Raw genomic sequence first — 22,454 nt, 5'->3', positions numbered from 1 at the left:
TAAGAAAACTTCATATGACAAGAAGTTTTTCATTCCCTGCGATTTTCTTCCTCTTCAGTCAACGACTCACTTTCCTGATCAACTAGGTCAGGAGATTCCATAAATACAGTTGTATTAGAGTCCCATCGGCGCCGACCCTTGTTTTCTTTCTCAATAATTGATTGACACTCCACCGTAAACCGCGCGTAAGGTATGGCTTCAAGCCTTGCCTTAGGGATTTCCTTACCGCACATCTCACAAATTCCGTAAGTTCCATAATAAATCCTCTTAATAGCCTCCTCTATCTCATAGAGAGCATCCTGTTCCTGTGATAAAAGCGAAAGGGCAAAATCCCGATCATAGGAATCACTCCCCGCGTCCGCCTGATGCATTCCAAATGCAGATGCCTCGCTTCCCTCAGCTCGTTGCCTAGTAATCTGCTCTTGATTCTGCATTTGGTCTAGTATGTGGTCTCGTAATTCTTCTAGTCTTTGTAGTTGTTTACGATGAAAGGGGGAGAGTTCTTCAAATTTTTTAGGTTGATTCGTCGGTTTAAGTATCAGAGTTTTTGACTCGACGATTGAAGTTACCTCCTTGGGTTTTGGGCTTTTGATCGGCTTCAGTTCCTGAGATAATGATTTAGGGATGGGCAATGACTTTTTAGATGCAGAAGGAGACAACTCTTGCGTCTGTGCCTGAAGTGAAGACTTCCTAGTTGATCTAGTGTTTTTTTTAACTTGATCCTTAGAGGAACTTTTCGTCTCCTTAGCCTTCGTTGTCTGCTTCCGCTTTTCTGCCGACTTTACGGTCGTTGTTTTACGAGCACCCCTTGACCGTTGAGCTTCCAAAGTGCTCGAGCTAGCCGAGGAATTAGTCTTATTGCCAACTCCACTTTTCCTTTTGAGTTGAGCGCCTTTCTTTTCTTGTTGAGCAATCTTATCTGAAATGCTTTGTTGGGCCGCCCGAGAACGCTTAGTTTCCGTTGAACTTTTTACAACAGACGAGCTTTTTTTCTTTTTTGGCATGGTCGAAAAGCTTGGGAGCGATATGTTTTTTTACAAGAAATTTTTTCGACAATCCTCAGATTCAAAATCATGAAGTGGACAACCTCATCCCTCACACTCCACACCTCCAACGGCCCCTTTATCATGGGCATCATCAACATCACTCCCGACTCCTTTTCTGACGGAGGCCGAAATTGGAACGAAAAACATGCCCTCCGTTCCATAAAAGCCATGATCGCAGCAAAGGTTGATATCATAGACATCGGCGGGCAATCCACGCGCCCCGGAGCTACCCTAATCACCGCCAAAGAAGAATGGCGGCGCATCCATCATATCCTTTGCAAAACTGTAGACCTAGCCAAAGGCAAATGCCTTATTTCAGTTGATACATTCTACGGGGATGTTGCCGCAAAAGCGCTGGAATGCGGTGCCGACATCATCAACGACGTCAGTGGCGGCAACTGGTGCCAAGACAACACATGGCCTGTGATCGCCAGCCACCCCTCCTGCGGTTACGTCCTTACCCACTCAAAAGGCACTCCACAGACCATGCAAATCAACCCCACCTACCAAGACGTCGTCCAAGAAGTCGTCCAAGACCTCCACAAAAAACTTTCCCATCTTACCTCCCTAGGCATACACCCTAATCGCGTCGCGATAGACCCAGGAATCGGCTTCGGAAAAACCACCGAGCATAACCTCACCCTACTCAACTCACTTCAGCATCTCAAGACTCTCAAAAGACCCATACTCATAGGTCTCTCAAGAAAACGTTTCTTGCGCGAAATTCTGGGCATCCCCCTCCAATCACGCAAAACCAAACACCTCTCTCAACTCGATCAGGCTACCCAAATCTTGAACGCCCTCCTCACCTTAAAAAAAGCCGCCCATATCTGGCGCGTTCATAACACAGACCAAGCTCAGATCGCTGCCCAGATTTGTCGCACCCTCTCTGGTTCCACTAAAATCAATTTGTTCGATAAAAAAACTTGAGCACAAAAGCCACTCACACTAAGAAAACAAGGCTTCCGCCTAACTTACATCCCTATGAAACGCACATACCAACCCTCTCTCAAACGCCGCAAACGCCAACATGGCTTCCTCTCTCGCCTCAAAACCGCCAAAGGCCGCGACATCATCGCCCGCCGCCGCCGGGCCGGCCGTAAACGTCTCGCCGCAAAAAATACCTCTCGCCGCTTTGCCAAACACCGACTCACCTAATCCCACACCCACCCCATTTCCACCTCTCCGATTGCCGCGAAGCTGCATCTTACGCCATCGCGCCCATCTCCAAACAGCCCTCGCACAAGGCCACCGCATCTATCATCCTCACTTCACCCTCATACTACTTCCCCACCCCTCCCCTCGTCACAAAACACAAGTCGCCTTCCTGATCACCAAAAAAAACACCACAGCAGTCCTCCGCAACCGACTTCGACGCATGTTCCGCGAAGCCTGGCGTCAAATCCCACGACACCACCCCAAAAACTCCATAACCCTCTGGATCATTAAACCCACAGCTTCATCCCTCTCCCTAGGCCAGATCAAAGAACTCATGACTTCTTTTCTCCAGCCCACATAAAGATAAAATACCCCCAACTAACTCACCACCCATGCATAATCGTAATTTATTGAACAACCTCTTCACCCTTTACCGAAGCCTTGCTCACCCCATCAAGACTCTTCTCGGATTCTCCAACACGTGCCGCTATCTTCCAACTTGCTCCCACTACGCAGAAGAAGCCCTGATACAACACGGCCTCATCAAAGGCACATACCTCACACTCCGCCGACTCCTCCGCTGCCACCCCTGGGGCGGCTACGGATATGACCCCGTCCCACCCCCAAAACAAACCCACCACAAATCCAACCCACAACGCCGACTCATCCCACGAAAACAACTCAACTCATCCCCCCACCCCACACTCAACACCAATCCCACAACGAAACTTGCCTCCACCCCAAACCTCGGCATCATCTCAGCCCAAAACAAAATCGAAAACAAAGTCCCAAATTAACCGCTTCCCTCACCTATGGACCGTACCAGTTGGATAGGCCTCCTTATCTCAATTATCCTTCTCATCGCATGGAATTTCTACATCGCCCAAAAATACCCCGTCACCCCCCCAACCAAGACACCCCCTCCACAACCCCCTCCTTCCAGCCAAGACCCGACCGCCACATCACCCCTTCAAGAAAAGACACCTCCAATTCTCACAGCTGCCTCGAGCGCCTCCCCCCCCCCACCCAACCTTCCCCCAGCAGAACTCCTCACCATCGAAAACGACTACCTACACCTCCAAATCACCACCCACGGCGGCGGCATACACAAAGCCACCCTCAAAAAACACAAAACCTCCACCCAGGAAAACATCACCTTCACCGCCACACAAGGCACCGCCATACTCTCCACCCAATATAACAACGACACGCCCCAGACCCCCACGCTCTTCACCCTCACAAAGCCCGCCGACGCTCCTACCCCCACCATCCAAGCACATGCCGAAATCCTCCCCGGCCTACTCCTCCGTCGCACCTTCACCCTCACACACGACTACGCCCTACAAGTAGTTCAGACCCTTGAAAACACCACCTCCTCACCCATCACCATTCCCGCATCCAAATGGCACCTCGGCCATGCCGCCCCCACATGCATCCACGACCGCCCAGAATTCATCGGTGCAGGATGGCTAGACCCCCAAGCTCACTATCACAAAACCATGGCTCACAGCTTCGACGGCTTCAACTTCCTCGGCATCCCACTCTCCCCTCCAAAAGCTTGGACCGACACCGGCTCCACTCCCCCTCTCTGGGTAACCCTCAAAAACCAATACTTCGTAACAGTAGCCCTCCCGCTCGACCACCCCCACCTCACCCGCACTGAATTTCGACCACTCGTCCTTCCCCCATGGACCCCCTACTCACTCCCACCCCGCGGCGTCCGAGCCGACATCACCCTCCCCGAGTCCATTCTTCCGCCCCGAGGCTCCATCACACAAAAGCTCCTCCTCTACATCGGCCCCAAAGAATACAACCGCATCAAAAAACTTGGCCTCCACACAGAAGAAATCATGGAATTCGGCTTCTTCAGCTGGCTCGTCAAACCTCTCCTCCACACCATGAACGCCATCTACCACACCCTTGCCATCTTCCCTCCCATACAATCCTACGGCCTCGCCATCACTCTCCTCGCCATCATCGTCAAACTCATCCTATGGCCCCTCCAATCCGCCGCAAACCGATCCATGAAGAAAATCCAAGCGCTCGCCCCCAAAATGAAAGAGCTCCAAGAAAAATACAAAGACGACCCCACCAAACTCCAAACCGAAATAATGAAACTCTACACCGACTACGGCGTCAACCCCCTCGGCGGCTGCCTCCCCCTCCTCCCCCAAATCCCCATCTTCATCGCCTTCTACACCATGCTCCAGCACGCCATCGAAATCCGCCACGCCTCATTCCTCTGGATAAAAGACCTCTCCCGCCCCGACACCATCTTCACCATCCCCATCATCGGCCTCGATATCAACCCACTCCCCCTCATCATGACAGCCACCTCCATCTACATCATGCACATGACCCCGACCACCGCCGAAAACCAACAATACAAAATCATGCGCTGGCTACCCCTCATCTTCATCCCCCTCTTCTACGGATTCGCCTCAGCCCTCTCCCTCTACTGGACGGTCAACAACCTCGTCTCCATCATCCAGACATACCACAACCTCAAAAAACCCATCCCCCAACTCAAACGCGTCGAACGCAAACCCAACTCCCGCCTCGAAATGTTTCAAAGAGCCCTCGAAGAACAGCGCCGCCTCCAACAACAAGCCAAGAAACGAAAGCCATAATCCCCATCCACACCCCTCAACCAACACCCCCAACCTCCCACACGCCCCAAGAATTCTGGCTCCGCAGGGATTCGAACCCTGAACCAAAGGATTATGAGTCCTCTGCTCTAACCGTTGAGCTACAGAGCCGTCCAAACAGCCATACCTTACTACACAATTTTGATTGATTGCCCAAACAAAATCTTGCATCCTCCCCCTCATCCTATGAAAAAAAACATCCACCCCCCACTACACCCCGTAGTCTTCGTCGACACCGCCAGCGACGCCCGATTCATCACACGCTCCACTATGAAATCCAACCGCACAGAAGTCATAAACGGTGTCGAGCACTATGTCGTCTCCCTCGGAATCAGCGCAGTCTCTCACCCATTCTTCACCGGACAACAAAAATTCGTTGACACCGCTGGCCGCGTCGAAAAATTCTCACGCCGCTACGGCACCACCACCCTCGCCGCCACCAAAAAGAAAAAAAACAACTAGTTTCCCCTCCCCCATCACCCCATAAGCCTAGGTCAATCACCTAGGCTTATTTATTTCCACCCATCCCCACTTCACATATCCCCACCCCGTTCCTCCCCATGGATCTCTCCCCACACATCCAGCGACTAAAAGCAAGACTCACACGACTCGAAGACGAACTCGCCTCCGGCGTCGTCTTCACCATCGACCCCAAACGCGCCCAATCCCTCACCAAAGAACACAACAAAATCAAACAACTCCTCCGCGATTGGGAACAACTCCTTCAGACCGAATCCGAACTCGCAAAAACCAAAGCCCTCATCAACGACCCCCACCACACCGACCTCGCCGAGCTCGCCCAACAAGAAATCCCCACACTCGAAGCCCGACGCCAACAACTCCACACCGCCATCCTCCTCGGCATCCTCCCCCCAGACGAAAACGAATCACGCAACACCATCCTCGAAATCCGCGCCGGCACCGGAGGCCATGAAGCCGCCCTATTCGCCGCAGACCTATTCCGAATGTATTCCCGCTACGCAGAACGAAAAGGATGGAAAATCGAAATTCACGACATCAGCCCCTCCGACCTCGGCGGCTTCAAAGAAATCATCTTCCAAGTCAACGGAGAAGACGTCTTCAGAACCCTCCGCTTCGAAAGTGGCGTCCACCGTGTCCAACGCGTCCCCGCCACCGAAGCGCAAGGCCGCATCCACACCTCAACAGCTACCGTAGCCGTCCTCCCCGAAGCACAAGAAGTCGACCTAGTCATCAAACCCGAAGAACTCCGCATCGAAGTCTGCCGCGCCAGCGGCCCAGGAGGCCAAGGCGTCAACACCACAGACTCCGCTGTGCAAGTCATGCACATCCCCACAGGCATGATCGTCCGTTGCCAAGACAGCCGCTCACAAATCAAAAACCGCGAAAAAGCCATCTCCATCCTCCGCGCCCGCCTACTCCAAAAAAAACAATCCGAAGAAGCCGCCAAATACGCATCCGCACGCAAAGCACAAGTCGGCACCGGCGATCGCAATGAAAAAATCCGCACCTACAACTACCCCCAAAACCGCATCACCGACCACCGCATCAACTTCACCCTCTACAATCTCTCCGCATTCATGGATGGCGATATAGAACCACTCCTTCAAGCCCTACTCCAAGACGACATCCAGCGGCGCCTCGCTCAGCTCGAAACAGAACCCACCGCCCATCTCTAACCCCCTCATTCCTGCACCGACTCCAAAAGCGCCTGCTGTAAAGCCGCACACCAATGAATCAACAACATAGCTTCTCTCCTCTCTGCCCCCCTAATCTTAAGCGGATGAAGAGACATATCCCTCTCCGTCACCTTATACTTCACAGCCAACGAAAGCCTTAAATCATTCAAAACCCTCAAAGCCCAATCTACACACTCACTATCGAGAACAAACACCGCTCCCTCCTCATCCTTCCCCCTCCTCACCCTCCGAAGCCAAACCTCCAACCGATCCAAGCGCTCCTCGTTCCACTCCCCCTGCCGCTCATCCTCAAACATCTCCAGCCACTCCTCATCCCAACTCCTCCCCAAAAATCCATCATCGTAAGTCGAAACCACCTCCCTCTGGCGATACAACTCCATCAACAACTCCCCAGCCCTCACAGCCACCGCACACTGCGCTGCATCCAACCGCAGCTCCTTCTTTTGACCCCCTAGCTCCATATCACGACTCAATCGTCGCCAGAAGATTATAACTATGAAGCTGCCTAGCTATAAATTCCGCTCTCTCTTTGCTACTCTCATGCGCAACTACACTCTTCCCCTTTTCATGGACTTCCAACATATGCCGCTCAGCCATCGCACGGTTCATACCCAGCACCTTCATAAATACATACGTCACATAGCTCATCAAATTCACCGGATCATTCCACACAACCACCGACCACCCATTATCCAAAGCCTCCGAAGGGCGAGAACGAATCCCTTCTTTCTCTCTCGTCGAATTTTTCACTGGCAACTCCACCATACTCAATAAGTCGGCACCGACGGATCTATCTCCGCACTCCACGCATCAATCCCCCCCACCACATTCCTCAACTTCCGAAAACCAGCCTGATACAACAACCGACAAGCCTTCAGACTCCTCACCCCCGACTTACAATGCACCACAATCTCACGCGAACTATCCAACTCATGTATCCGCTCAGGCAGCACACTCAACGGGATCAACTTCGCCCCCGGAATCCGCGCAATCTCCCACTCCTGAACCTCACGCACATCGATCAGATCAAAACTCCCAGGATCTCTCCTCAAAGCCTCATACAACTCCATAACCGACATCTCTCCTATCTCCCCATCAACCCTCCCATTCTGCTGCTGAGGAACAACCCCACAAAATTGATCATAATCAATCAAATGCTTGATCGTCGCCTGCGGCCCACAAATCGGACAACGCGGATCCTTACGAATCTTGAGCTCACGAAACTTCATCTTCAATGCATCAAAAAGCAACAAACGCCCAATCAACAAATCACCCACCCCAATAATTAACTTCACCGTCTCAATCGCCTGAATCACACCGATCACCCCAGGCAACACTCCCAACACACCTCCCTCCGCACAGCTCGGCACCATCCCAGGCTCAGGCGGCTCAGGATAAAGACAGCGATAACAAGGCCCCCTCTCTGCCCAAAAAACCGTCGCCTGCCCATCAAAACGAAAAATACTCCCGTACACATTCGGCTTACCTAGCAACACACATGCATCATTCACCAAATAACGCGTCGGAAAATTATCCGTCCCATCCACCACCACATCGTAATCCTTCATAATCTCAAGCGCATTCTCCGACCGCAACGCCGTCTGATAAGGCTGCACCTGCACGTAAGGATTAATTTCGCGGATCGTCTCAATCGCCGACTCAATCTTAGGTTTCCCCACGTTCCGCGTCTTGTGAATGATCTGGCGATGTAAATTCGAGTAATCCACAGTGTCAAAATCCACAATCCCGATCTTCCCTATCCCTGCAGCCGCCAAATAAGCCAAAAGCGGAGACCCCAACCCCCCAGTCCCTATACAAAGCACTCGCGCCGACTTAAGCTTCTGCTGACCCGACAAGGTCACCTCAGGCATGATCAAGTGACGCCCATATCGCTTGATCTCATCATTGTTAAAACCCACCACCGTATACGCATCAGCAATCCGTTGAATAAAGCTCATACCCCTATATTAGCCATCCAAGATACTTATTAAATAAAAAATCCCTCTTCACCTAAAAAACACCATGATTGAAATTTTAAGCTAAGCTAAACCTATTCCAAAAAATTCAAATGCAGCCACCAGATAAATTCAAATGGATTCACACAACCCAAGAACTCATCCGCTTTTCACGCTCCCTAAATCCTGAGATCCCCCTCACCCTTGATATCGAGGCCGACAGCCTGCACCACTATCGAGAGAAACTATGCCTCATTGCCCTCGCACACGGCCCCCAACACGCCCTCATCGATGCCTTAGCCATAGACAATTGGTCTGCCATCTGGCCCCTCTGGCAACGCCACACCTGGATTTTCCACGGCATGGAGTATGACCTCAAAATGCTAAGACAAGTCGGCGCGCATCCCCCTCAAGCCATATTCGACACCGCAGTTGCCGCTCAGATTTTAAATATCCAAGCCTTCGGTTATGCAGCCCTGGTCGAGCGTTACTTCGGAGTCCGTCTCAATAAATCCAGCCAACGCGACGATTGGTCAATTCGACCGCTGCCCGAAAAAATGTTGCGCTACGCAATAGCAGATGTCTTCTACCTACAGCCACTCGCAGAAAAAATGCGCGCTGAGCTCATTGCCCACAATCGCTTATCATGGCACGAACAGACATGCCATCGCATAATGCGCCTTGCTTTTTCCAATGCCGACTCTGGCTCAAAGGAGGGAACCCTCGACGACAACGACACCGACGACCGTTGGCGCATCCGCGGATCAAGAAACCTCCCACAAGAAGGCCTATCGATCTTGAAAGCCCTATGGTTTTGGCGCGAAAAAGAAGCAGAGCGTAGAGATGTGCCCGTCTTCAAAGTCATTAACAACGAGCAACTCCTCACCCTAGTCCGTTGGAGCCTTGAGACGCGCCACCTCGATCAATGGCCCCCCACACTCCGTTGGCTCTCTCGGCACCCCCACATCGCACAACAACTTCTCAAGATCATACATACCGCCCGTTCAGCAGCCCCCGACGAAGCTCACCCTCCCAAACCCTCGCCCAAAACCCACAATCCCCATTTCGATAGAAACATGCAGATCCTCAAAACTGCCCGCGATTCCGCCGCCGCACGATGCAACTTAGCCCCATCTTTCATAGCCTCTAAGCAACTTCTCACCATTCTAAGCCGCGATCCGCACCACTCCCCACAACTCCTCCTCGATACCTACCGTTGGTCCCCCTGGCAACACGACCTCCTCGCTGAGGCTCTGCAGACTATCCAGAAATCCGACCCCACTGAAGTTTCACAAAAGTCGCAATAATCAACTTGCCTTTGCCAATTCCTATTTCTTAGTAGTATCCCTCCATATGAAACTGTTCTTTATCCCCCTCATCAGCCTACTAATAAATGCCGCCACCATCAGCGCTATTGAAGTTTCTCCCAGCAAAAAAACAGTCCCCGAAAAATTTAGAAATCCGAACCCCAAAAAGCTCAGAATGAGCGGAGACGTCAATCGCATCCATCGCGCAAACGAAATCCCTTACAAACAAATCGTGCCCACCCTCAACATCGAAAAACTCGGTCAACACCGAGTAAAATTAACATTCAGCGTCACCAACAAAAGCCGCCGAGTAATCACCCTACCGTTTTCTACAGCCCGCAGATATGAAATCCGCGTCCGAAATAGCTCGGGAAAAACGATCTTCAACTCCTCCGCTGGAAAGCTCTACGCTCAAGTCCTTGGCACGCTTGCCATAAACCCAAACGACTCCGCCACCTACGAAGAGACCATATCTCTGCCTCCAGGCGAATACGTTGCCGAAGGCGAGCTAGTCGAGCATGAAGTCCTCAACACCCAAAAGGCCTTCTCTGTCCCATAAGCCAGAGCGCAGACAAAAAACTCTGGCTTAGCTCGCAAAAAATACCCTCAAAGACAGCCACTCGTCTTTTGACAGCCGCTCGTCTTTTTTCTAAGCCCTAATCAGGACTGCCGATTTTCCTGTTTCTCTTCCTGCTTGGGTTTTCCCTTCTTGCCCTCTTTCTTAGACTTGGGACAACCACCGCAGCCTGCAGCAAACGAAGCGCTCACTGCAAAGGCCAACATAACAAGAGATAGAATGATTTTATTCATAACGTAGTTAACTTACTTACACGACTATTCCTGTCAAACCCTACAACAGACAAAGCCTAGCTAAAGAAATCCCCCGTTCTGCTCGGAGGAGTCACTCCAAATTTTTTGAAAGCGCGCTCTGTCGCAATCCGCCCCTGTGGAGTCCGATGAACAAATCCGCAAAGGATTAAATAAGGCTCACACACTTCCTCGATCGTGCCCGCCTCCTCTCCCACAGCGACTGAAAGAGACTGTAATCCAACCGGACCGCCTTGATACTTAAAAATCAGCGTTTCGAGAAGACGCGTGTCCAGCTCATCCAACCCATCTTGATCGATTTCCATCATCTGCAAAGCTGCGTCAGCGATCGCCACTGTCACATGACCAGCATTTTTAACCAATGCAAAATCCCGGACCCAGCGAAGCAGATTGTTTGCAATCCGTGGAGTGCCTCGCGAGCGACGAGCTATTTCAAAAGCTGCTTCATGTTCAATGGAAACACCTAGAATTTGTGCCGATCGCAAGACGACTCGGGTAAGCTCTTCTGCCGTATAGTAGTCTAGGCGATTGTGCATTCCAAAACGCGAGCGAAGCGGAGCGCTAATCATCCCGCTGCGCGTAGTTGCACCAATCAAGGTAAAACGCGGAAGATTAAGCCGCATGCTTCGTGCGTTCGGGCCTTGGTCGATGATGATATCTATACGAAAATCCTCCATAGCGGGATAGAGATACTCCTCGATGGTCTTGTCAAGCCGATGAATTTCATCAATGAAAAGCAAGTCGCCCTCCTGCAACGTAGTTAAAAGACCAGCCAAATCACCAGCTTTTTCAATCACAGGACCAGATGTGCATTTGAGAGACGCCCCCATTTCATGGGCAATGATGTGAGCCAAGGAGGTTTTACCGAGCCCCGGAGGCCCGCTGAAAAGAAGATGCTCAAGCGGATTTCCACGAAGTTTAGCTGCTTGAATAAGAACCTGCAGACGTTCCTTAACCTTTTCCTGGCCGATGAAATCTTTAAGAAGAGATGGGCGCAGCGTATTCTCAAATTGAAAATCCCTTTTATGAAGCTCATCCTGCGTGCTGGATTTCATGGAAGATAACCAAATTCAACTTTTTACTTTTCCCCAAGGCATTTTGTGGACTCGCAAATCATAGTAACATTTGGCCAAGACCAAAATCAAAAGAATCCAGAGCGCAGATTGGAAAAGCATCGCAATCCCTCCTCCAATCACAAGGCCGAGATGTAAGAAGATGATCCGAGGATATGGCGCGCCGATCATGTCCCGAGCGGCCTCCGTTCGAGGTTTTTTATACCATGAGAGGAAATCCGACGCATTTATGATGAGATAAGCAAGAAGAAGCACTTTGAATTGTCCATGAAAGATAATGGTCTCCACTTCACTCCACTGGCCTTGGAAGACTAAGTCCAAAGCTTTATCACCTTGTGTCAGCACTACGATAAACACTCCGTGTCCCGCGCAAAATCCGCCGTAATGCATAAGAAAGAAAGGCACAAGAAAAAGTTTTTCCCAAAAAATCCCACGCGCCGTTGCAAGTCGCAGGGCATGAAAAAGCCCGATAACGACATTTTCAAGCCAATATACAGCGAGTAGCGTGCCTGCATCCCATTTGAAAAGCAGCACCCCAAGTAAGGGAACGATATTCAGCCCCAAGACTTGCCACAAAGCAGGCGGATCTGATCGCGAAGTGGCTTTACCTTCTTGTGGATTCGCCGTCATGAATGCTGTTATTCCCATGCCGGCGGAGGGATTCGAACCCACACATGGTTGCCCATAATAGATTTTGAGTCTATCGCGTCTGCCATTTCGCCACGCCGGCAGTAATATTCTTCCTATGAGATTTATGAGTGCGCCGCAACTCTTATTTCAAAAGCCCTATGGAGACGGAATATCAATATCAAGAGGCGGATCAGCATCAGAGGTTGATGGTGAGGTAGGTTGAAGATTTTGAAGTTGAAGTTTTTGATGATCATTCTGGACTGCCACCCCACCAGCTTGTTGGTTTATAACAATTTCAAACTCCCGCTCTACGCGGTTGAATGGGCCTGCAGCAACATTTCCTTCCGGATCGATCAGCTCGGCAGTGAACTGATATCGGCCCTCTCTAAGACCGCGCCAAAAGATCGGTTTAGGACTATAAACCGTCGCAGAGACATTATTGAAGCGGTATCGGATGCCGTAAGCCCCCTCACCGATGGGCGCATTGCGAGTCAAAAAGTCAAACCAAAACAGCCCCGCGGGGCTTAACTCAATACGTCCCGCCACTGGATCATTCACCGTCAGAAGCGGAGCTAAGGCATCAATCTGGTGGCGAAAATCTTTCTGCCCTACGTAAAAGCGTCTCATAGCAAAAGCTCCTGGATCATCTACGACACGACCATTGGGCTTGACTAAGTAGACGCGAAGCAAATGCCCACCTTGTGAGAGGTTATTAAAAATAATCGGTTTCCGAATATTATCGAGCGTCCTCGGCGATTCGTTATCCAAGATCGCTTTTACGCGAAACGCGGTGGGACTGATTGGATAACCGCTGACTTTCAGAAAAACAAGGGCTTCGTTGGTTCTTAAAACTTCATCCACTTTGGGGGCAATAATCTCTACGCTGACTCCATCAATAGTTGCATCCGGGGACGTTAATCGCCCAGTTTCCTGCCTGCCGATTTCTAAAGCTCCCGGATCAGCAGGCTGTAAAGTCTGCGTAGGACGGCGTGGATGGCCAACTCCGAATTCACTCTGCTCTCGGGGATATGATTCATTAGGATTGGCCGGTGTGCGTTGTGGCAGTGGCGCAGGAGTTGCCCCCCCGCTTGTGATAGGAAGAGGTGAGCGAAATTCACGTATCTGACGCTGATCATTGATCGGGCGAGAGACTTCTGCAAGCCTCGAAGCAGCTTGATTTTCTGCTTTTTTTTGAAGTCGAGTCTTGGGCACAAGGATAACCCGGCCGTTATCTTCACGGAGTATGTAATCTCGCTGAGCCCAAGTTGTAAATGCCACTCCTAAAAACAGGAGTGACGCCACCGAGCTGCCTCTGAGCATGCGACATAACTTATCAAAGTGATCTACACGGTCAACGTCTGGATGTTGGCATGATAGTTTGGGATTGAGGACATTTATTAGCAATGAAGAAAGTAGTCCTATTGTCTGTTGGAAAGATATAGTTTTATAATCAGTCAGTCTGTCGGCTCGTCTCGATGAAATCTCGCAGAATTGGAAAAACAGCTTAAGATATGATTATGCACAAAGCTTTCAGGGTGAACCCTCGTTTTGCGTTAATCTGCGGGCTCGCAATTTTAGGGGTTCTTCTATTAAAAACTCTCTACAAACCGAATCCCAAAAAGCCTTACTCCCCTGCAAGGACTTCTCACGGGGACCCGGAGCTTGCCTTAAATTTTGAAGGTCTAATCAACAGCATAGACCAGGAGGCCTCACAAAAAACATCGCGCGCGACTCCTCAAGGACAACGCTACGAAACTCAACTGCCTCGAGGAGCAATTCCAAACCAAAGAGTCTTGCGGTTTGCTACCGATGAAGAACTGGAGCAATTTCGTGAAATAGCCGATAGGTATGGGCTGAAGACCATCGGGGTGATATCCGCATATCGGGCAATCGCTGTCGAATTTGAAAATTTATATCAGTTTGGAAACGTCTTAGAACAAGCCCCAGAGCCATTAGGAATTGATTTTAACTACCGCATCTCAATCCCACCATTTAGCAACGCTGAAAACAAATCGTTTAATCCAGCCGATTATCAATCTTTTCACAACAACCTTGTGGATTGGCTTGGTTTGAATTTGAGCCAAGCCTCTCGAAATGTTCCAATAATAATTGCATTATTAGACACGCCTATCCGACCCCATAGTGCTATACCAGCTGGGCGGGTCATCTCCATGCCTCCACCCAAGAGCGATTTGCTCAATCAACCAGAAACTGCAGCCTCAGGCCACGGGACGGCAATAGCCTCAATCTTAGTCGGAAATCATCCGCTTGTGCCAGGAATCGCACCACAGAGTATCATCCATAGCATTCCAGTGCTAGGCAATGACGGTTACGGAGACTCGTTTACATTAGCACAAGGGATTCAGATGGCCTTGCAGAGCGGCGCTAGGATTATCAACCTAAGCCTAGGAAGCGCCGGAGACAGCAGCCTTTTGCGCGAAGCTATCGCAGATGCTTTAGCAAGAAAGGTCTTTGTAGTAGCGGCTGCTGGAAACCAGGGACAACCGAGAGTAGCCTTCCCAGCTGCATACCCCGGCGTTCTATCCGTCGGCGCAGTCGATGCAGCAGGAAAGCATTTGCCGTTTTCAAATACAGGCTATGACCTTGTGCTGACCGCACCGGGTTGGGGAATAAACGCAGCTTGGAAAGACGAGGCCTTTGTGCGTTTTTCAGGAACATCAGCTGCTGCTCCCGTAGTCTCGGGAGCTATCGTTCACCTGTTAAACAAATTCCCGTCTCTCACTCCACAGAGCCTGATCCAGATGCTGCAAACTTACTCTGACGATTCCGGCGCGCCCGGATACGATCCGATATACGGACATGGAATGATCAATATCATGCGCTTACTAAACCAGGATATCCCCAACCTACGCGATGTCGCAATCGTCAGTCATCACGTCCCTGACGAGGTGGGAGATCTCATTCCTGTCCAAATTTCCGTTCAAAACCGCGGCACCCGTTCTGAAAGTAACATCTATGTGGACGTGAACATGTCATGGCTTCCGACTCAAAGACTTTATTTTCCCATGTTAGGTATAGGTCAAACAGCCTCTCAGACACTCTTCATTCCCCGTCGTGACTTAGAGCAACGAGGCCAAATTGAGCTCACCTCCACCGTAAATATGCCTCAATGGAGCGGAGGAAAGAAGCAAACGCTTCAGACACTCATTACACGCGATCAATTCAAACAGCCTTGATGCCGATATGTTGAAACCGTTTTTACTCGACCACCTTCCAGACGAATGGGAGGGAATGGATAAGCCATCTTATCGTAAGGATCAGGTGTTAGATTGGATTTTCAAGAAAGCGACATTGAGTTTTCTGAAAATGAGCAATCTCCCTCTATCCTTCCGACACACACTGGAGGACAAATGGGAGCTTAACGCATTATCCTTAGTCAAGATTCAAGGATCAAGCGACTCTACACAGAAGTTTTTATGGCGACTGAGATCAGGTGACTATATCGAGAGTGTTCTGATCCCTGCAAATATTGGACAGGACGGTCAACGTTCAAAACGTCTTACAGTTTGCCTATCAACACAGGTCGGTTGTGCTTACGGTTGCAAGTTTTGTGCTAGTGGACTCGAGGGGTGGAAACGGAATTTATCGCCAGCAGAAATTGTTAGCCAAATCTTACAGATACAAGCTCTCACACAGACACGTGTTGATAACCTTGTATTTATGGGAATGGGCGAGCCTCTCGCTAACTTCGATTCCCTCATGCGAGCTCTAGAGATTATTCATGCACCCTGGGGCTTAAACATTGGCGCCCGTCATGTCACCATTTCCACAAGCGGTCTTGTGCCTCAAATTTTGAAGCTCGCCGATCGTCCCGAACAATTTGCTTTAGCCATTTCACTTCATGCCGCCACCGATGATATCCGAAACAAAATCATGCCGATCAACCGCAAATATCCACTTTCTCTCTTGCTAGAAGCTTGTGCAAGCTATCAGAAAAAGAAAAATCGCCTAATTACTTTTGAATACATCCTCATTGAAGATTTGAACGACTCACTCGAACAGGCCACCTTACTCGCTCAACATGCTAAACGGATTCGCGCCAAGATAAACCTCATTCCTTATAACAAAGTGGATCCGTTACCATGGAGGCGTCCTTCCCCTGATCGAATCCAGGCATTTCTTCATACTCTTCGTCAGCATGGCGTTTCTGCAACGGTTCGTCATGAAAAGGGACATGATATTGATGCTGCATGCGGTCAATTACGCCTAAAACAGTTGCAGAACCATCAGCAACTTTTAACTTCTGATGTTAGCACCACTCCATGAATTGCTTGGAATACTATCAGACTTTACTCGCAGAGCTTAATCGCTACTACCAAGCCATTCGCTCGCAAAATCCAACTGGCATAGCAAGCTCCCTTCACTCACTCGCTACCCTTGAAACCCAAGCTCCTTCCGAGACTCATCCACAACTTCGCCACTATCTCGAGAGAAAAAGCTACAAAAAAGCGCTTGACTGGCTCGAATCCTACTACTCAGGCCTCAAGCACAGTCCATTCACTGCATGAATCCCTCTGCCTTTCCTTCCCTCCCTCCCTCGGGATTTCAACGCATCCGCCCAAAAACCTACCGCATCGCGGTAATCGCATTTACCATTGCGATAATTCTCCAAATCTTATTTTTCTTAATTTCACCGTGGGTAAAAAATTACTTCATTCAAATGTCGAAAATCTCTTCGTCTTATTCCGTAGAGGCAACCCCGAAGCACGAGTCCAGCAAAAAAAGCTTTTCAGAACCTCAATCCCAGATTAATAGAAGGTATGGAGGAACAAGGAGTGAGGATAATGCTACAGAGCGCTAGCAGTTTCATTCATTCTAAGGTCATCCTCCTGGCTCTGCCACTTAGCGAATATTCCCCTCATCAAGCATATTAGTTTTTGATATGTCTCGATTCGTTCTGATCATTCACCCCGAACCAATCTACCAAACCTTCATGAGTGAGCGCATACAGGCTCTTCTGCCTGATGCGACGGTTGAAGTTATCGGAACTGAAGAGGGATTATCTGAATTTAACTCTAACTCTACAGAAAAAAAAATAGACCTGCTCCTCACAGAAGTATATCTCCAGACAAACAACACCCTAGAGTTTCTTTACAACTTTCGTGCTCAAAACCCAAGCGTGCCGATTTTAGTTACGAGTATTTATGACCTTACTGATTATCTCCCTTATCTAGAAGGCTTTCCTATTCTAGGTCTGCCGTGCGAGGAAAACCTATTTGATATTTTTATCGCTAGCCTCTTCCCAACTCTCGAAGGTATATTTTGGAACCCTTACTTTATTGAAAAGAAACTCCCCGATGACTCGTTGGGCGAATGTTACGAGGCAACCCAACGCAACATCAACCGAAAAGTTCTTCTCTCCATACTCCCTGCTAAAACTGACGAGGCCGCCCACTCACGCCTGATCCGATCGGCTGCCAGTATGGCACAAGCCACACATCCTAATGTTCTTGCCGTTTATCAAGCCACAGAGATTGCAGGACGCCCAGCTATTGTCCGCGAATACTGGCAAGCCCCTAGTCTGCGTGACATTTTACGATCAGGAAAAAAACTCGAACCGCGATTAATTGCCACGATCATACACACGCTCACGACTGTTCTTCTTCACTGGAAATCACTCGAAATAAAACATCCCGCGATAAGCGATGAGCAAATCTATCTCTCTGACGATGGTGTAGTCAAAATACAAAATTGCGTCGACCCAGACTTACCCGACTCCCCGGGAGCTTCCCTCCGTTTACAAAGTATCGTTAACACATGCCGTCAACTTCTTAACACAAGCCACCCTTCGGTTCTACGCGTGCAGGAGCTCCTGGTCTCAGCATCTGTCGAAAACCCCGACATTCAGGCCATTCAAGCCCAAGCTCAACAGATTTGTATTGATCTAGCTCCTAAAAAGGAAATCGCTGTCACACCTGAACACGAACGTGCCCAAAAGCTAGCCGCGCAAGCTGAAAAAAAGCGAAATATCCAGCTCACTCTCTTTGCTATTCTACTCTTAGCTTCATGTGCCTTCGTAAGCTGGATAATCATCCAAAAAATAACATACAACCCTGTCGGCAGAAATTTCAATTACATGGTCGAGATTCCAGCCGGAGACTTCATTTATCAAGACGGGAATACTGCAACAACAGACAAATACTACATCGATGCATACGAAGTTACCATAGGTCAATATCAAAAATTTCTAGAAGATATTGCCACCAAAAAAAATGCCTCGGACTATGCCCACTCATCCCTAGTAGATAAAAATCGCAGCTACGTGCCCCAAGATTGGGATAAAATTCTATCAAGCATTCGTGCACGCAAACCTTTTAATGGACAATTGCTAACTATGGACTCCCCAGTCTTCAACGTAGACTGGTATTCAGCGTATGCCTACGCAAAATGGGCAGGGAAACGTCTCCCAACAGAGATCGAATGGGAAAAGGCTGCCCGTGGAACAGATGGGCAGAAATTTCCATGGGGAAACGACCCAGATGAAAAAAAAGCCAACTCAGGAATTGACTACAGCTTTACCCAAGAACAACCAGGAGGTCATGTAGATGGTTATGCCGGCCCAGCCCCTGTCGACTCATTTCCTGAAGATCGAAGTCCGTATGGTGTGTATGCGATGGCTGGGAACCTAAGCGAATGGACGGATACATGGGATAATAGTTCACGAATAAGCTCCGAGCATGTCCCGGTCATACGAGGAGGTAATTATACCAACAAGGAGCTTGATATAACCCGTCGCATCCGTCGACACACTGCGGACTATATGTCTAATTGGATCGGCTTTCGATGCGCTAGCGATAAACTGCCGGATGGCGCCATCCTACTAAACAACCCCGCAAAAGAGACGCAAGATGAGGACAATTCTAAACGCTAAAGCTTAGAGCTTTTCTACCCCTGTAGCAGCAAGCTTAGCCTTGGTATTCGACGTGATCTGAAAAACCTGAAAACTCTGCCCAAGTTGGATTATAGCTTGCCCATTTGCACCTGAAATAATAATAGTGTCAACCGATAGCGTCAAACCCGGTTTTAGCAGATGTCTTGTCCCTTTCGCAGTGTAAGTTACATCGCCTTTCACAGCTAGAGAGGTGTATTGCGATGCCATTGTCAGCGACGCATGCAAATAACACCCTCCTAAGGCTAGAGCTAAATAAATTTTCTTAATCAGATTAGATTCAACCAATCTAAATTTCCCACTTGAATACTCCTTATTCGTAAATTCTAGATTCATGCCCGAAAATTAGCACTTTCTATGCCAACCCTGTTATTTCTTTAAAAGTTTACTTGAGAAAGCTGTTCAATGTTCACCTGATTATACGGCTCGCCATCTGGCCTCAATATTCGCGTGGTCACAAATATTAGTAAATTCTTCTTCTGAGTCCTTTCCGCTTCGGATCGGAATAATCGACCAACGATCGGGATATCCCCTAATCCAGGTATTTTATCACTAACCTTTTGAACGTCCTCCCTCAAAAGGCCGCCTAGAACTACGGTATAACCATCTTTATTTAGCACCTTAGTGTTGACTCGACGCGTGTTAAATACGGGTTGTTCAATTTTATTTTCTGAAAGTAAAACAGGACCTCTGCTAGAAGGAATAAATATTCTGTCACCATAGTTTATAAATCCCTCAAATTCCACTAACTCAGGGAATAGCGAAAGATCTACCGTTTTGTTATCTGCTCCAACCTGTGGCTTGATATTCATCTTGATCCCTATGTCACGCTTATCAAAAGTGGTTGGAAAGGCAGGGATCACAACAGCAGGCCCCACAATTAGCGAACCAAATGTATTTATAGGAATCGAAATGGTTCGAGGCTTCTCAAACTCCGTTGGATAGTAAAATGTGCGAGACATATTGATCACTGCATCCTCGCCGCTTTTTACTCTAAGGCTCGGAGAGACGAGGACATCGGCACTTCGCTTTTGACTTAATGCTGTAATAACAGCTGAATAAAAACGCCCGTTAAGAAAACCAGCAACATCAAAACGGTGTGCAGAGGGGAGATTTTTTCTCCCTATTAAACTATCCAAAGTATCTGCTGCAAACCCTTGCGAACCTCTAAGTGCTGTCTGAGCGGAGGGCACATAAAGTTGCCCTTGTGATTTACCACGTGTTATAGCTTCAAGGAATGTAAACCGTGGATCCAGTGAATAATTAAAACTTAAATCCATCAAATCTTCTTGATTGATTTCTACAAATTTAGCTTCGATTTCTACAATCAGAGACTGTCCCGATACGGCATTTACTAACTCTTCTATAAGATCAATTTGCTCCTGTGTATTATAAACCTGGAGAACTCCAGATGCAGGAATATAGACCGCACTAGCTCGATCGGGGAATTCTACACCCTGAGATTCTAAAAACCTTTGAACATCCTGATTGCCTGCTACTCGGACGTTACCCCTGTTGGCTGTCCCAGTAGGGCGACGGCGTTGACCTTGCTGCTGGTTATTAGCTTCTTGATCATCCATCGTAGCAGGGAAGAAATTTGGGGGAACATTGAACGTCCTCCGTATCAAAACATCGGTGGCTGCTGTAAGAGGAACTATAAGCACTCCGAATTCTTCTATACGCGTTTTAACGTTTGCAAGCTGTGCTATGTATCTCAAGGCTTCATCTAGCGGGATGTTTGTTAAATTAAGTGTAACGGGCGTAGCGGATACAGCTGCTTCAGGTTGAACGATAAAATTAATCCCTACCTTTTCTGGGTCCAATTCACGAGCCTTGGCATTTAAAAAAGCAGCTACTTCATCAATGCTAGCATCATTGAAATTTAGTGAGGGTATAATTATAGAACGGAGTTTTCGGCTGGTATCGAATCGAACAGAACGAGTCATTGGAGTAATGCTCTCTTCAGTAATCTCTTCAAACTCTGATCTTCTATATGGCTCAGACCACCGCTGCTTCAATTCAAGAAGAGAGCGCTCTCTAGACATTTCTCTATATTTCTCAGCAAATTCATGTTTCTCATTGAAGATGCGTTCAAGAGCCTGCAATGCTGCAAGATTGTAAGGATCTAGACTTAGTATCTTTTTAAGTCGTTTCTCCGCTTCATCGTATTGCCCCGTTCTTCTAAACTGTTCCGCTTCAACTAAAAGTCGCTGAACATTTTCGACTTTATTTTTAAATGCTTCTGTTACGGCAGGATTAACTTTAAAGTCGCCGCTGCCAGGATTGGCTAGCGATTTATCTAAGGCCTGTTTCATTTCTATAATTTTAGGATTGTTAGCATCAAAGCTTGAAAGTTGATTTACAATTTTGGAACCTAATTCTAGATCTCCTTTCTCTTTAGCTTGTTCATATAGTTTTTCTCCAACTCTCAGCATACCTTCTAATGCTTGCTGGTAGTAAGCCTCTGCCTGAGGAGTTGTTCGAAAAACTTCTGCAGCACGATTATAAAGATCAAAGGCTTCCTCTAAGTTTCCCGTTCTTTCTTTAATAGAAGCATTTTCTATAGACTGAACAGCCGAAAATACCGCCTCTTTTTTTCTAACGATTTCCCTTTGCTGAACGGGATCTATAGGTTGAGTCTTAGGCTTCGCCTGTTGCGAATGTAGATTTACTAAACCACAGAGAAGATAGGCTGCAAAGAATAAGTATTTCATAATTTTACATTAACTTTTACTGAGGAAGGGAGTCAATGTTGGTGCTTGTCTCGCTCACAAAAGTCGCTTCGGGATTCACTGATTCATAATATGGCTTGCCCGTCGAACGAATGATGTTAGCAGTAACGAAGATAATTAAATTTCGCTTAACGTTTTTATCGATTTCACTTCTAAATAGCCGACCAACAAGAGGGATGTCGCCCAGAACAGGCACCTTGTCCCTAATTTTTTCTGTATCTTCTCGAATCAGACCTCCCATTACAACAGTCTGACCGTCAACAACTTGGACTTTAGTGCTTATTGATCGATTGTTAAAAACCGGATAATTTACTTTGCCCCGCACCAGTGTAATGATATCGTCGTCATAGATGTCACCTTGATTTATTGGCGCACCATAATCTATAAATCCCTCAAAATCAGTGACTCTTGGCTTTAAGTCTAAGTCTATTCTGCGGTCTGGGTATATTGTTGGCACTACCTCTAGGGATACTCCTATGCCTTGGGTT

23 protein-coding genes, 2 tRNA genes and 1 pseudogene are annotated in these 22,454 nt (G+C 48.4%); 13 read left to right on the top strand and 13 right to left on the bottom strand.

What is annotated here, in order from left to right; all coding sequences use genetic code 11:
* Positions 1 to 29: 29 nt before the first annotated feature.
* Positions 30 to 1,004 carry a TraR/DksA C4-type zinc finger protein gene (locus NZM04_07665; protein ID MCS7063900.1) on the bottom strand — a complete coding sequence of 325 codons (975 nt, stop codon included), beginning with the start codon at positions 1,002 to 1,004 and terminating at the stop codon, positions 30 to 32.
* A 69-nt stretch (positions 1,005 to 1,073) separates the two neighbouring features.
* On the opposite strand from NZM04_07665, the gene folP reads away from it, so the two are divergent.
* The 5 genes and pseudogenes from folP (at position 1,074) to yidC (ending at position 4,834) form a co-directional block, all read left to right on the top strand.
* Positions 1,074 to 1,976 (top strand): dihydropteroate synthase, encoded by a 903-nt coding sequence (folP, locus tag NZM04_07660; GenBank protein MCS7063899.1) that lies wholly within the window; start codon positions 1,074 to 1,076, stop codon positions 1,974 to 1,976.
* Between the two features lie 54 nt (positions 1,977 to 2,030).
* Positions 2,031 to 2,162: pseudogene (rpmH, locus tag NZM04_07655) on the top strand (50S ribosomal protein L34).
* 19 nt (positions 2,163 to 2,181) lie between these two features.
* Entirely contained in the window at positions 2,182 to 2,565 is a 384-nt protein-coding gene (locus NZM04_07650) for a ribonuclease P protein component (GenBank protein ID MCS7063898.1), read from the top strand.
* A 31-nt stretch (positions 2,566 to 2,596) separates the two neighbouring features.
* The gene (yidD, locus tag NZM04_07645; protein MCS7063897.1) at positions 2,597 to 3,001 is read left to right on the top strand and encodes a membrane protein insertion efficiency factor YidD; all 405 of its coding nucleotides are present in this window, start codon (positions 2,597 to 2,599) and stop codon (positions 2,999 to 3,001) included.
* Between the two features lie 15 nt (positions 3,002 to 3,016).
* Positions 3,017 to 4,834: a membrane protein insertase YidC gene (gene yidC / locus NZM04_07640; protein ID MCS7063896.1), complete on the top strand. Its 1,818-nt coding sequence runs from the start codon at positions 3,017 to 3,019 to the stop codon at positions 4,832 to 4,834.
* Between the two features lie 56 nt (positions 4,835 to 4,890).
* On the opposite strand, the gene NZM04_07635 is transcribed toward yidC, so the two are convergent.
* Positions 4,891 to 4,963: transfer RNA gene (locus NZM04_07635), tRNA-Ile, on the bottom strand.
* A gap of 75 nt (positions 4,964 to 5,038) precedes the next feature.
* Here NZM04_07635 and NZM04_07630 point away from each other — a divergent pair.
* Together NZM04_07630 and prfA are read left to right on the top strand one after the other, a co-directional pair.
* Positions 5,039 to 5,314, top strand: a complete 276-nt coding sequence (locus NZM04_07630; GenBank protein ID MCS7063895.1) for a type B 50S ribosomal protein L31 — start codon at positions 5,039 to 5,041, stop codon at positions 5,312 to 5,314.
* Positions 5,315 to 5,412: 98 nt separating this feature from the next.
* Positions 5,413 to 6,510: a peptide chain release factor 1 gene (prfA, locus tag NZM04_07625; GenBank protein MCS7063894.1), complete on the top strand. Its 1,098-nt coding sequence runs from the start codon at positions 5,413 to 5,415 to the stop codon at positions 6,508 to 6,510.
* A 5-nt stretch (positions 6,511 to 6,515) separates the two neighbouring features.
* On the opposite strand, the gene NZM04_07620 is transcribed toward prfA, so the two are convergent.
* From NZM04_07620 to moeB, 3 genes are read right to left on the bottom strand one after another with little or no spacing between them, the layout of a single operon-like run.
* The gene (locus tag NZM04_07620) at positions 6,516 to 6,992 is read right to left on the bottom strand and encodes a DUF2017 domain-containing protein (GenBank protein MCS7063893.1); all 477 of its coding nucleotides are present in this window, start codon (positions 6,990 to 6,992) and stop codon (positions 6,516 to 6,518) included.
* Between the two features lies 1 nt (position 6,993).
* Positions 6,994 to 7,296, bottom strand: a complete 303-nt coding sequence (gene clpS, locus NZM04_07615; GenBank protein ID MCS7063892.1) for an ATP-dependent Clp protease adapter ClpS — start codon at positions 7,294 to 7,296, stop codon at positions 6,994 to 6,996.
* A gap of 2 nt (positions 7,297 to 7,298) precedes the next feature.
* Entirely contained in the window at positions 7,299 to 8,489 is a 1,191-nt protein-coding gene (gene moeB / locus NZM04_07610; protein MCS7063891.1) for a molybdopterin-synthase adenylyltransferase MoeB, read from the bottom strand.
* 110 nt (positions 8,490 to 8,599) lie between these two features.
* Here moeB and NZM04_07605 point away from each other — a divergent pair, with 110 nt between their 5' ends.
* Positions 8,600 to 9,793 (top strand): HRDC domain-containing protein, encoded by a 1,194-nt coding sequence (locus NZM04_07605; GenBank protein MCS7063890.1) that lies wholly within the window; start codon positions 8,600 to 8,602, stop codon positions 9,791 to 9,793.
* Positions 9,794 to 9,839: 46 nt separating this feature from the next.
* Positions 9,840 to 10,352, top strand: a complete 513-nt coding sequence (locus NZM04_07600; protein ID MCS7063889.1) for a BsuPI-related putative proteinase inhibitor — start codon at positions 9,840 to 9,842, stop codon at positions 10,350 to 10,352.
* A 101-nt stretch (positions 10,353 to 10,453) separates the two neighbouring features.
* On the opposite strand, the gene NZM04_07595 is transcribed toward NZM04_07600, so the two are convergent.
* The 5 genes from NZM04_07595 to NZM04_07575 form a co-directional block, all read right to left on the bottom strand.
* Positions 10,454 to 10,603, bottom strand: a complete 150-nt coding sequence (locus NZM04_07595; GenBank protein ID MCS7063888.1) for a hypothetical protein — start codon at positions 10,601 to 10,603, stop codon at positions 10,454 to 10,456.
* Between the two features lie 56 nt (positions 10,604 to 10,659).
* Complete coding sequence (ruvB, locus tag NZM04_07590; protein MCS7063887.1) at positions 10,660 to 11,676, bottom strand: Holliday junction branch migration DNA helicase RuvB; 1,017 nt, start codon at positions 11,674 to 11,676, stop codon at positions 10,660 to 10,662.
* 15 nt (positions 11,677 to 11,691) lie between these two features.
* Positions 11,692 to 12,366 carry a DUF6498-containing protein gene (locus tag NZM04_07585; protein ID MCS7063886.1) on the bottom strand — a complete coding sequence of 225 codons (675 nt, stop codon included), beginning with the start codon at positions 12,364 to 12,366 and terminating at the stop codon, positions 11,692 to 11,694.
* Positions 12,342 to 12,424: transfer RNA gene (locus NZM04_07580), tRNA-Leu, on the bottom strand. Before NZM04_07580 ends, NZM04_07585 begins: the two co-directional genes overlap by 25 nt.
* Before the next feature lie 56 nt (positions 12,425 to 12,480).
* Positions 12,481 to 13,644, bottom strand: a complete 1,164-nt coding sequence (locus tag NZM04_07575) for a hypothetical protein (protein MCS7063885.1) — start codon at positions 13,642 to 13,644, stop codon at positions 12,481 to 12,483.
* A 197-nt stretch (positions 13,645 to 13,841) separates the two neighbouring features.
* Here NZM04_07575 and NZM04_07570 point away from each other — a divergent pair, with 197 nt between their 5' ends.
* The 4 genes from NZM04_07570 (at position 13,842) to NZM04_07555 (ending at position 19,216) form a co-directional block, all read left to right on the top strand.
* A complete protein-coding gene (locus NZM04_07570) occupies positions 13,842 to 15,521 on the top strand; it encodes a S8 family serine peptidase (protein ID MCS7063884.1) in 1,680 nt (559 codons plus the stop codon).
* A gap of 7 nt (positions 15,522 to 15,528) precedes the next feature.
* Positions 15,529 to 16,611, top strand: coding sequence for a 23S rRNA (adenine(2503)-C(2))-methyltransferase RlmN (gene rlmN / locus NZM04_07565; protein MCS7063883.1), 1,083 nt, complete (start codon positions 15,529 to 15,531; stop codon positions 16,609 to 16,611).
* Positions 16,608 to 16,853 (top strand): hypothetical protein, encoded by a 246-nt coding sequence (locus tag NZM04_07560; GenBank protein ID MCS7063882.1) that lies wholly within the window; start codon positions 16,608 to 16,610, stop codon positions 16,851 to 16,853. The genes rlmN and NZM04_07560 overlap by 4 nt, the downstream gene beginning before the upstream one ends.
* 374 nt (positions 16,854 to 17,227) lie before the next feature.
* On the top strand, positions 17,228 to 19,216 hold the full coding sequence (locus NZM04_07555; GenBank protein MCS7063881.1) for an SUMF1/EgtB/PvdO family nonheme iron enzyme: 1,989 nt from the start codon (positions 17,228 to 17,230) through the stop codon (positions 19,214 to 19,216).
* A gap of 3 nt (positions 19,217 to 19,219) precedes the next feature.
* On the opposite strand, the gene NZM04_07550 is transcribed toward NZM04_07555, so the two are convergent.
* From NZM04_07550 to NZM04_07540, 3 genes are all read right to left on the bottom strand, one after another.
* Positions 19,220 to 19,570 (bottom strand): hypothetical protein, encoded by a 351-nt coding sequence (locus NZM04_07550; protein ID MCS7063880.1) that lies wholly within the window; start codon positions 19,568 to 19,570, stop codon positions 19,220 to 19,222.
* A gap of 41 nt (positions 19,571 to 19,611) precedes the next feature.
* Positions 19,612 to 21,948, bottom strand: coding sequence for a hypothetical protein (locus NZM04_07545; GenBank protein MCS7063879.1), 2,337 nt, complete (start codon positions 21,946 to 21,948; stop codon positions 19,612 to 19,614).
* Positions 21,949 to 21,964: 16 nt separating this feature from the next.
* Positions 21,965 to 22,454, bottom strand: a 490-nt coding sequence (locus NZM04_07540) for a type II and III secretion system protein (GenBank protein MCS7063878.1), incomplete at its 5' end; no start/stop codon positions are given.

The organism is Candidatus Methylacidiphilales bacterium, assembly GCA_025056655.1.
Lineage (GTDB): Bacteria > Verrucomicrobiota > Verrucomicrobiia > Methylacidiphilales > JANWVL01 > JANWVL01.
The sequence above is the reverse complement of the archived record's forward strand: the minus strand, read 5'-3'. Positions and strand labels throughout refer to the sequence as shown.

What these genes read in the sequence shown, in the direction of transcription:
- NZM04_07665 (MCS7063900.1), bottom strand. Translation starts at nt 1,004, where the DNA reads ATGCCAAAAAAGAAAAAAAGCTCGTCTGTTGTAAAAAGTTCAACGGAA.
- folP (MCS7063899.1), top strand. Translation starts at nt 1,074, where the DNA reads ATGAAGTGGACAACCTCATCCCTCACACTCCACACCTCCAACGGCCCC.
- yidD (MCS7063897.1), top strand. Translation starts at nt 2,597, where the DNA reads ATGCATAATCGTAATTTATTGAACAACCTCTTCACCCTTTACCGAAGC.
- yidC (MCS7063896.1), top strand. Translation starts at nt 3,017, where the DNA reads ATGGACCGTACCAGTTGGATAGGCCTCCTTATCTCAATTATCCTTCTC.
- NZM04_07630 (MCS7063895.1), top strand. Translation starts at nt 5,039, where the DNA reads ATGAAAAAAAACATCCACCCCCCACTACACCCCGTAGTCTTCGTCGAC.
- prfA (MCS7063894.1), top strand. Translation starts at nt 5,413, where the DNA reads ATGGATCTCTCCCCACACATCCAGCGACTAAAAGCAAGACTCACACGA.
- NZM04_07620 (MCS7063893.1), bottom strand. Translation starts at nt 6,992, where the DNA reads ATGGAGCTAGGGGGTCAAAAGAAGGAGCTGCGGTTGGATGCAGCGCAG.
- clpS (MCS7063892.1), bottom strand. Translation starts at nt 7,296, where the DNA reads ATGGTGGAGTTGCCAGTGAAAAATTCGACGAGAGAGAAAGAAGGGATT.
- moeB (MCS7063891.1), bottom strand. Translation starts at nt 8,489, where the DNA reads ATGAGCTTTATTCAACGGATTGCTGATGCGTATACGGTGGTGGGTTTT.
- NZM04_07605 (MCS7063890.1), top strand. Translation starts at nt 8,600, where the DNA reads ATGCAGCCACCAGATAAATTCAAATGGATTCACACAACCCAAGAACTC.
- NZM04_07600 (MCS7063889.1), top strand. Translation starts at nt 9,840, where the DNA reads ATGAAACTGTTCTTTATCCCCCTCATCAGCCTACTAATAAATGCCGCC.
- NZM04_07595 (MCS7063888.1), bottom strand. Translation starts at nt 10,603, where the DNA reads ATGAATAAAATCATTCTATCTCTTGTTATGTTGGCCTTTGCAGTGAGC.
- ruvB (MCS7063887.1), bottom strand. Translation starts at nt 11,676, where the DNA reads ATGAAATCCAGCACGCAGGATGAGCTTCATAAAAGGGATTTTCAATTT.
- NZM04_07575 (MCS7063885.1), bottom strand. Translation starts at nt 13,644, where the DNA reads ATGCTCAGAGGCAGCTCGGTGGCGTCACTCCTGTTTTTAGGAGTGGCA.
- NZM04_07570 (MCS7063884.1), top strand. Translation starts at nt 13,842, where the DNA reads ATGCACAAAGCTTTCAGGGTGAACCCTCGTTTTGCGTTAATCTGCGGG.
- rlmN (MCS7063883.1), top strand. Translation starts at nt 15,529, where the DNA reads ATGTTGAAACCGTTTTTACTCGACCACCTTCCAGACGAATGGGAGGGA.
- NZM04_07560 (MCS7063882.1), top strand. Translation starts at nt 16,608, where the DNA reads ATGAATTGCTTGGAATACTATCAGACTTTACTCGCAGAGCTTAATCGC.
- NZM04_07555 (MCS7063881.1), top strand. Translation starts at nt 17,228, where the DNA reads ATGTCTCGATTCGTTCTGATCATTCACCCCGAACCAATCTACCAAACC.
- NZM04_07550 (MCS7063880.1), bottom strand. Translation starts at nt 19,570, where the DNA reads ATGAATCTAGAATTTACGAATAAGGAGTATTCAAGTGGGAAATTTAGA.
- NZM04_07545 (MCS7063879.1), bottom strand. Translation starts at nt 21,948, where the DNA reads ATGAAATACTTATTCTTTGCAGCCTATCTTCTCTGTGGTTTAGTAAAT.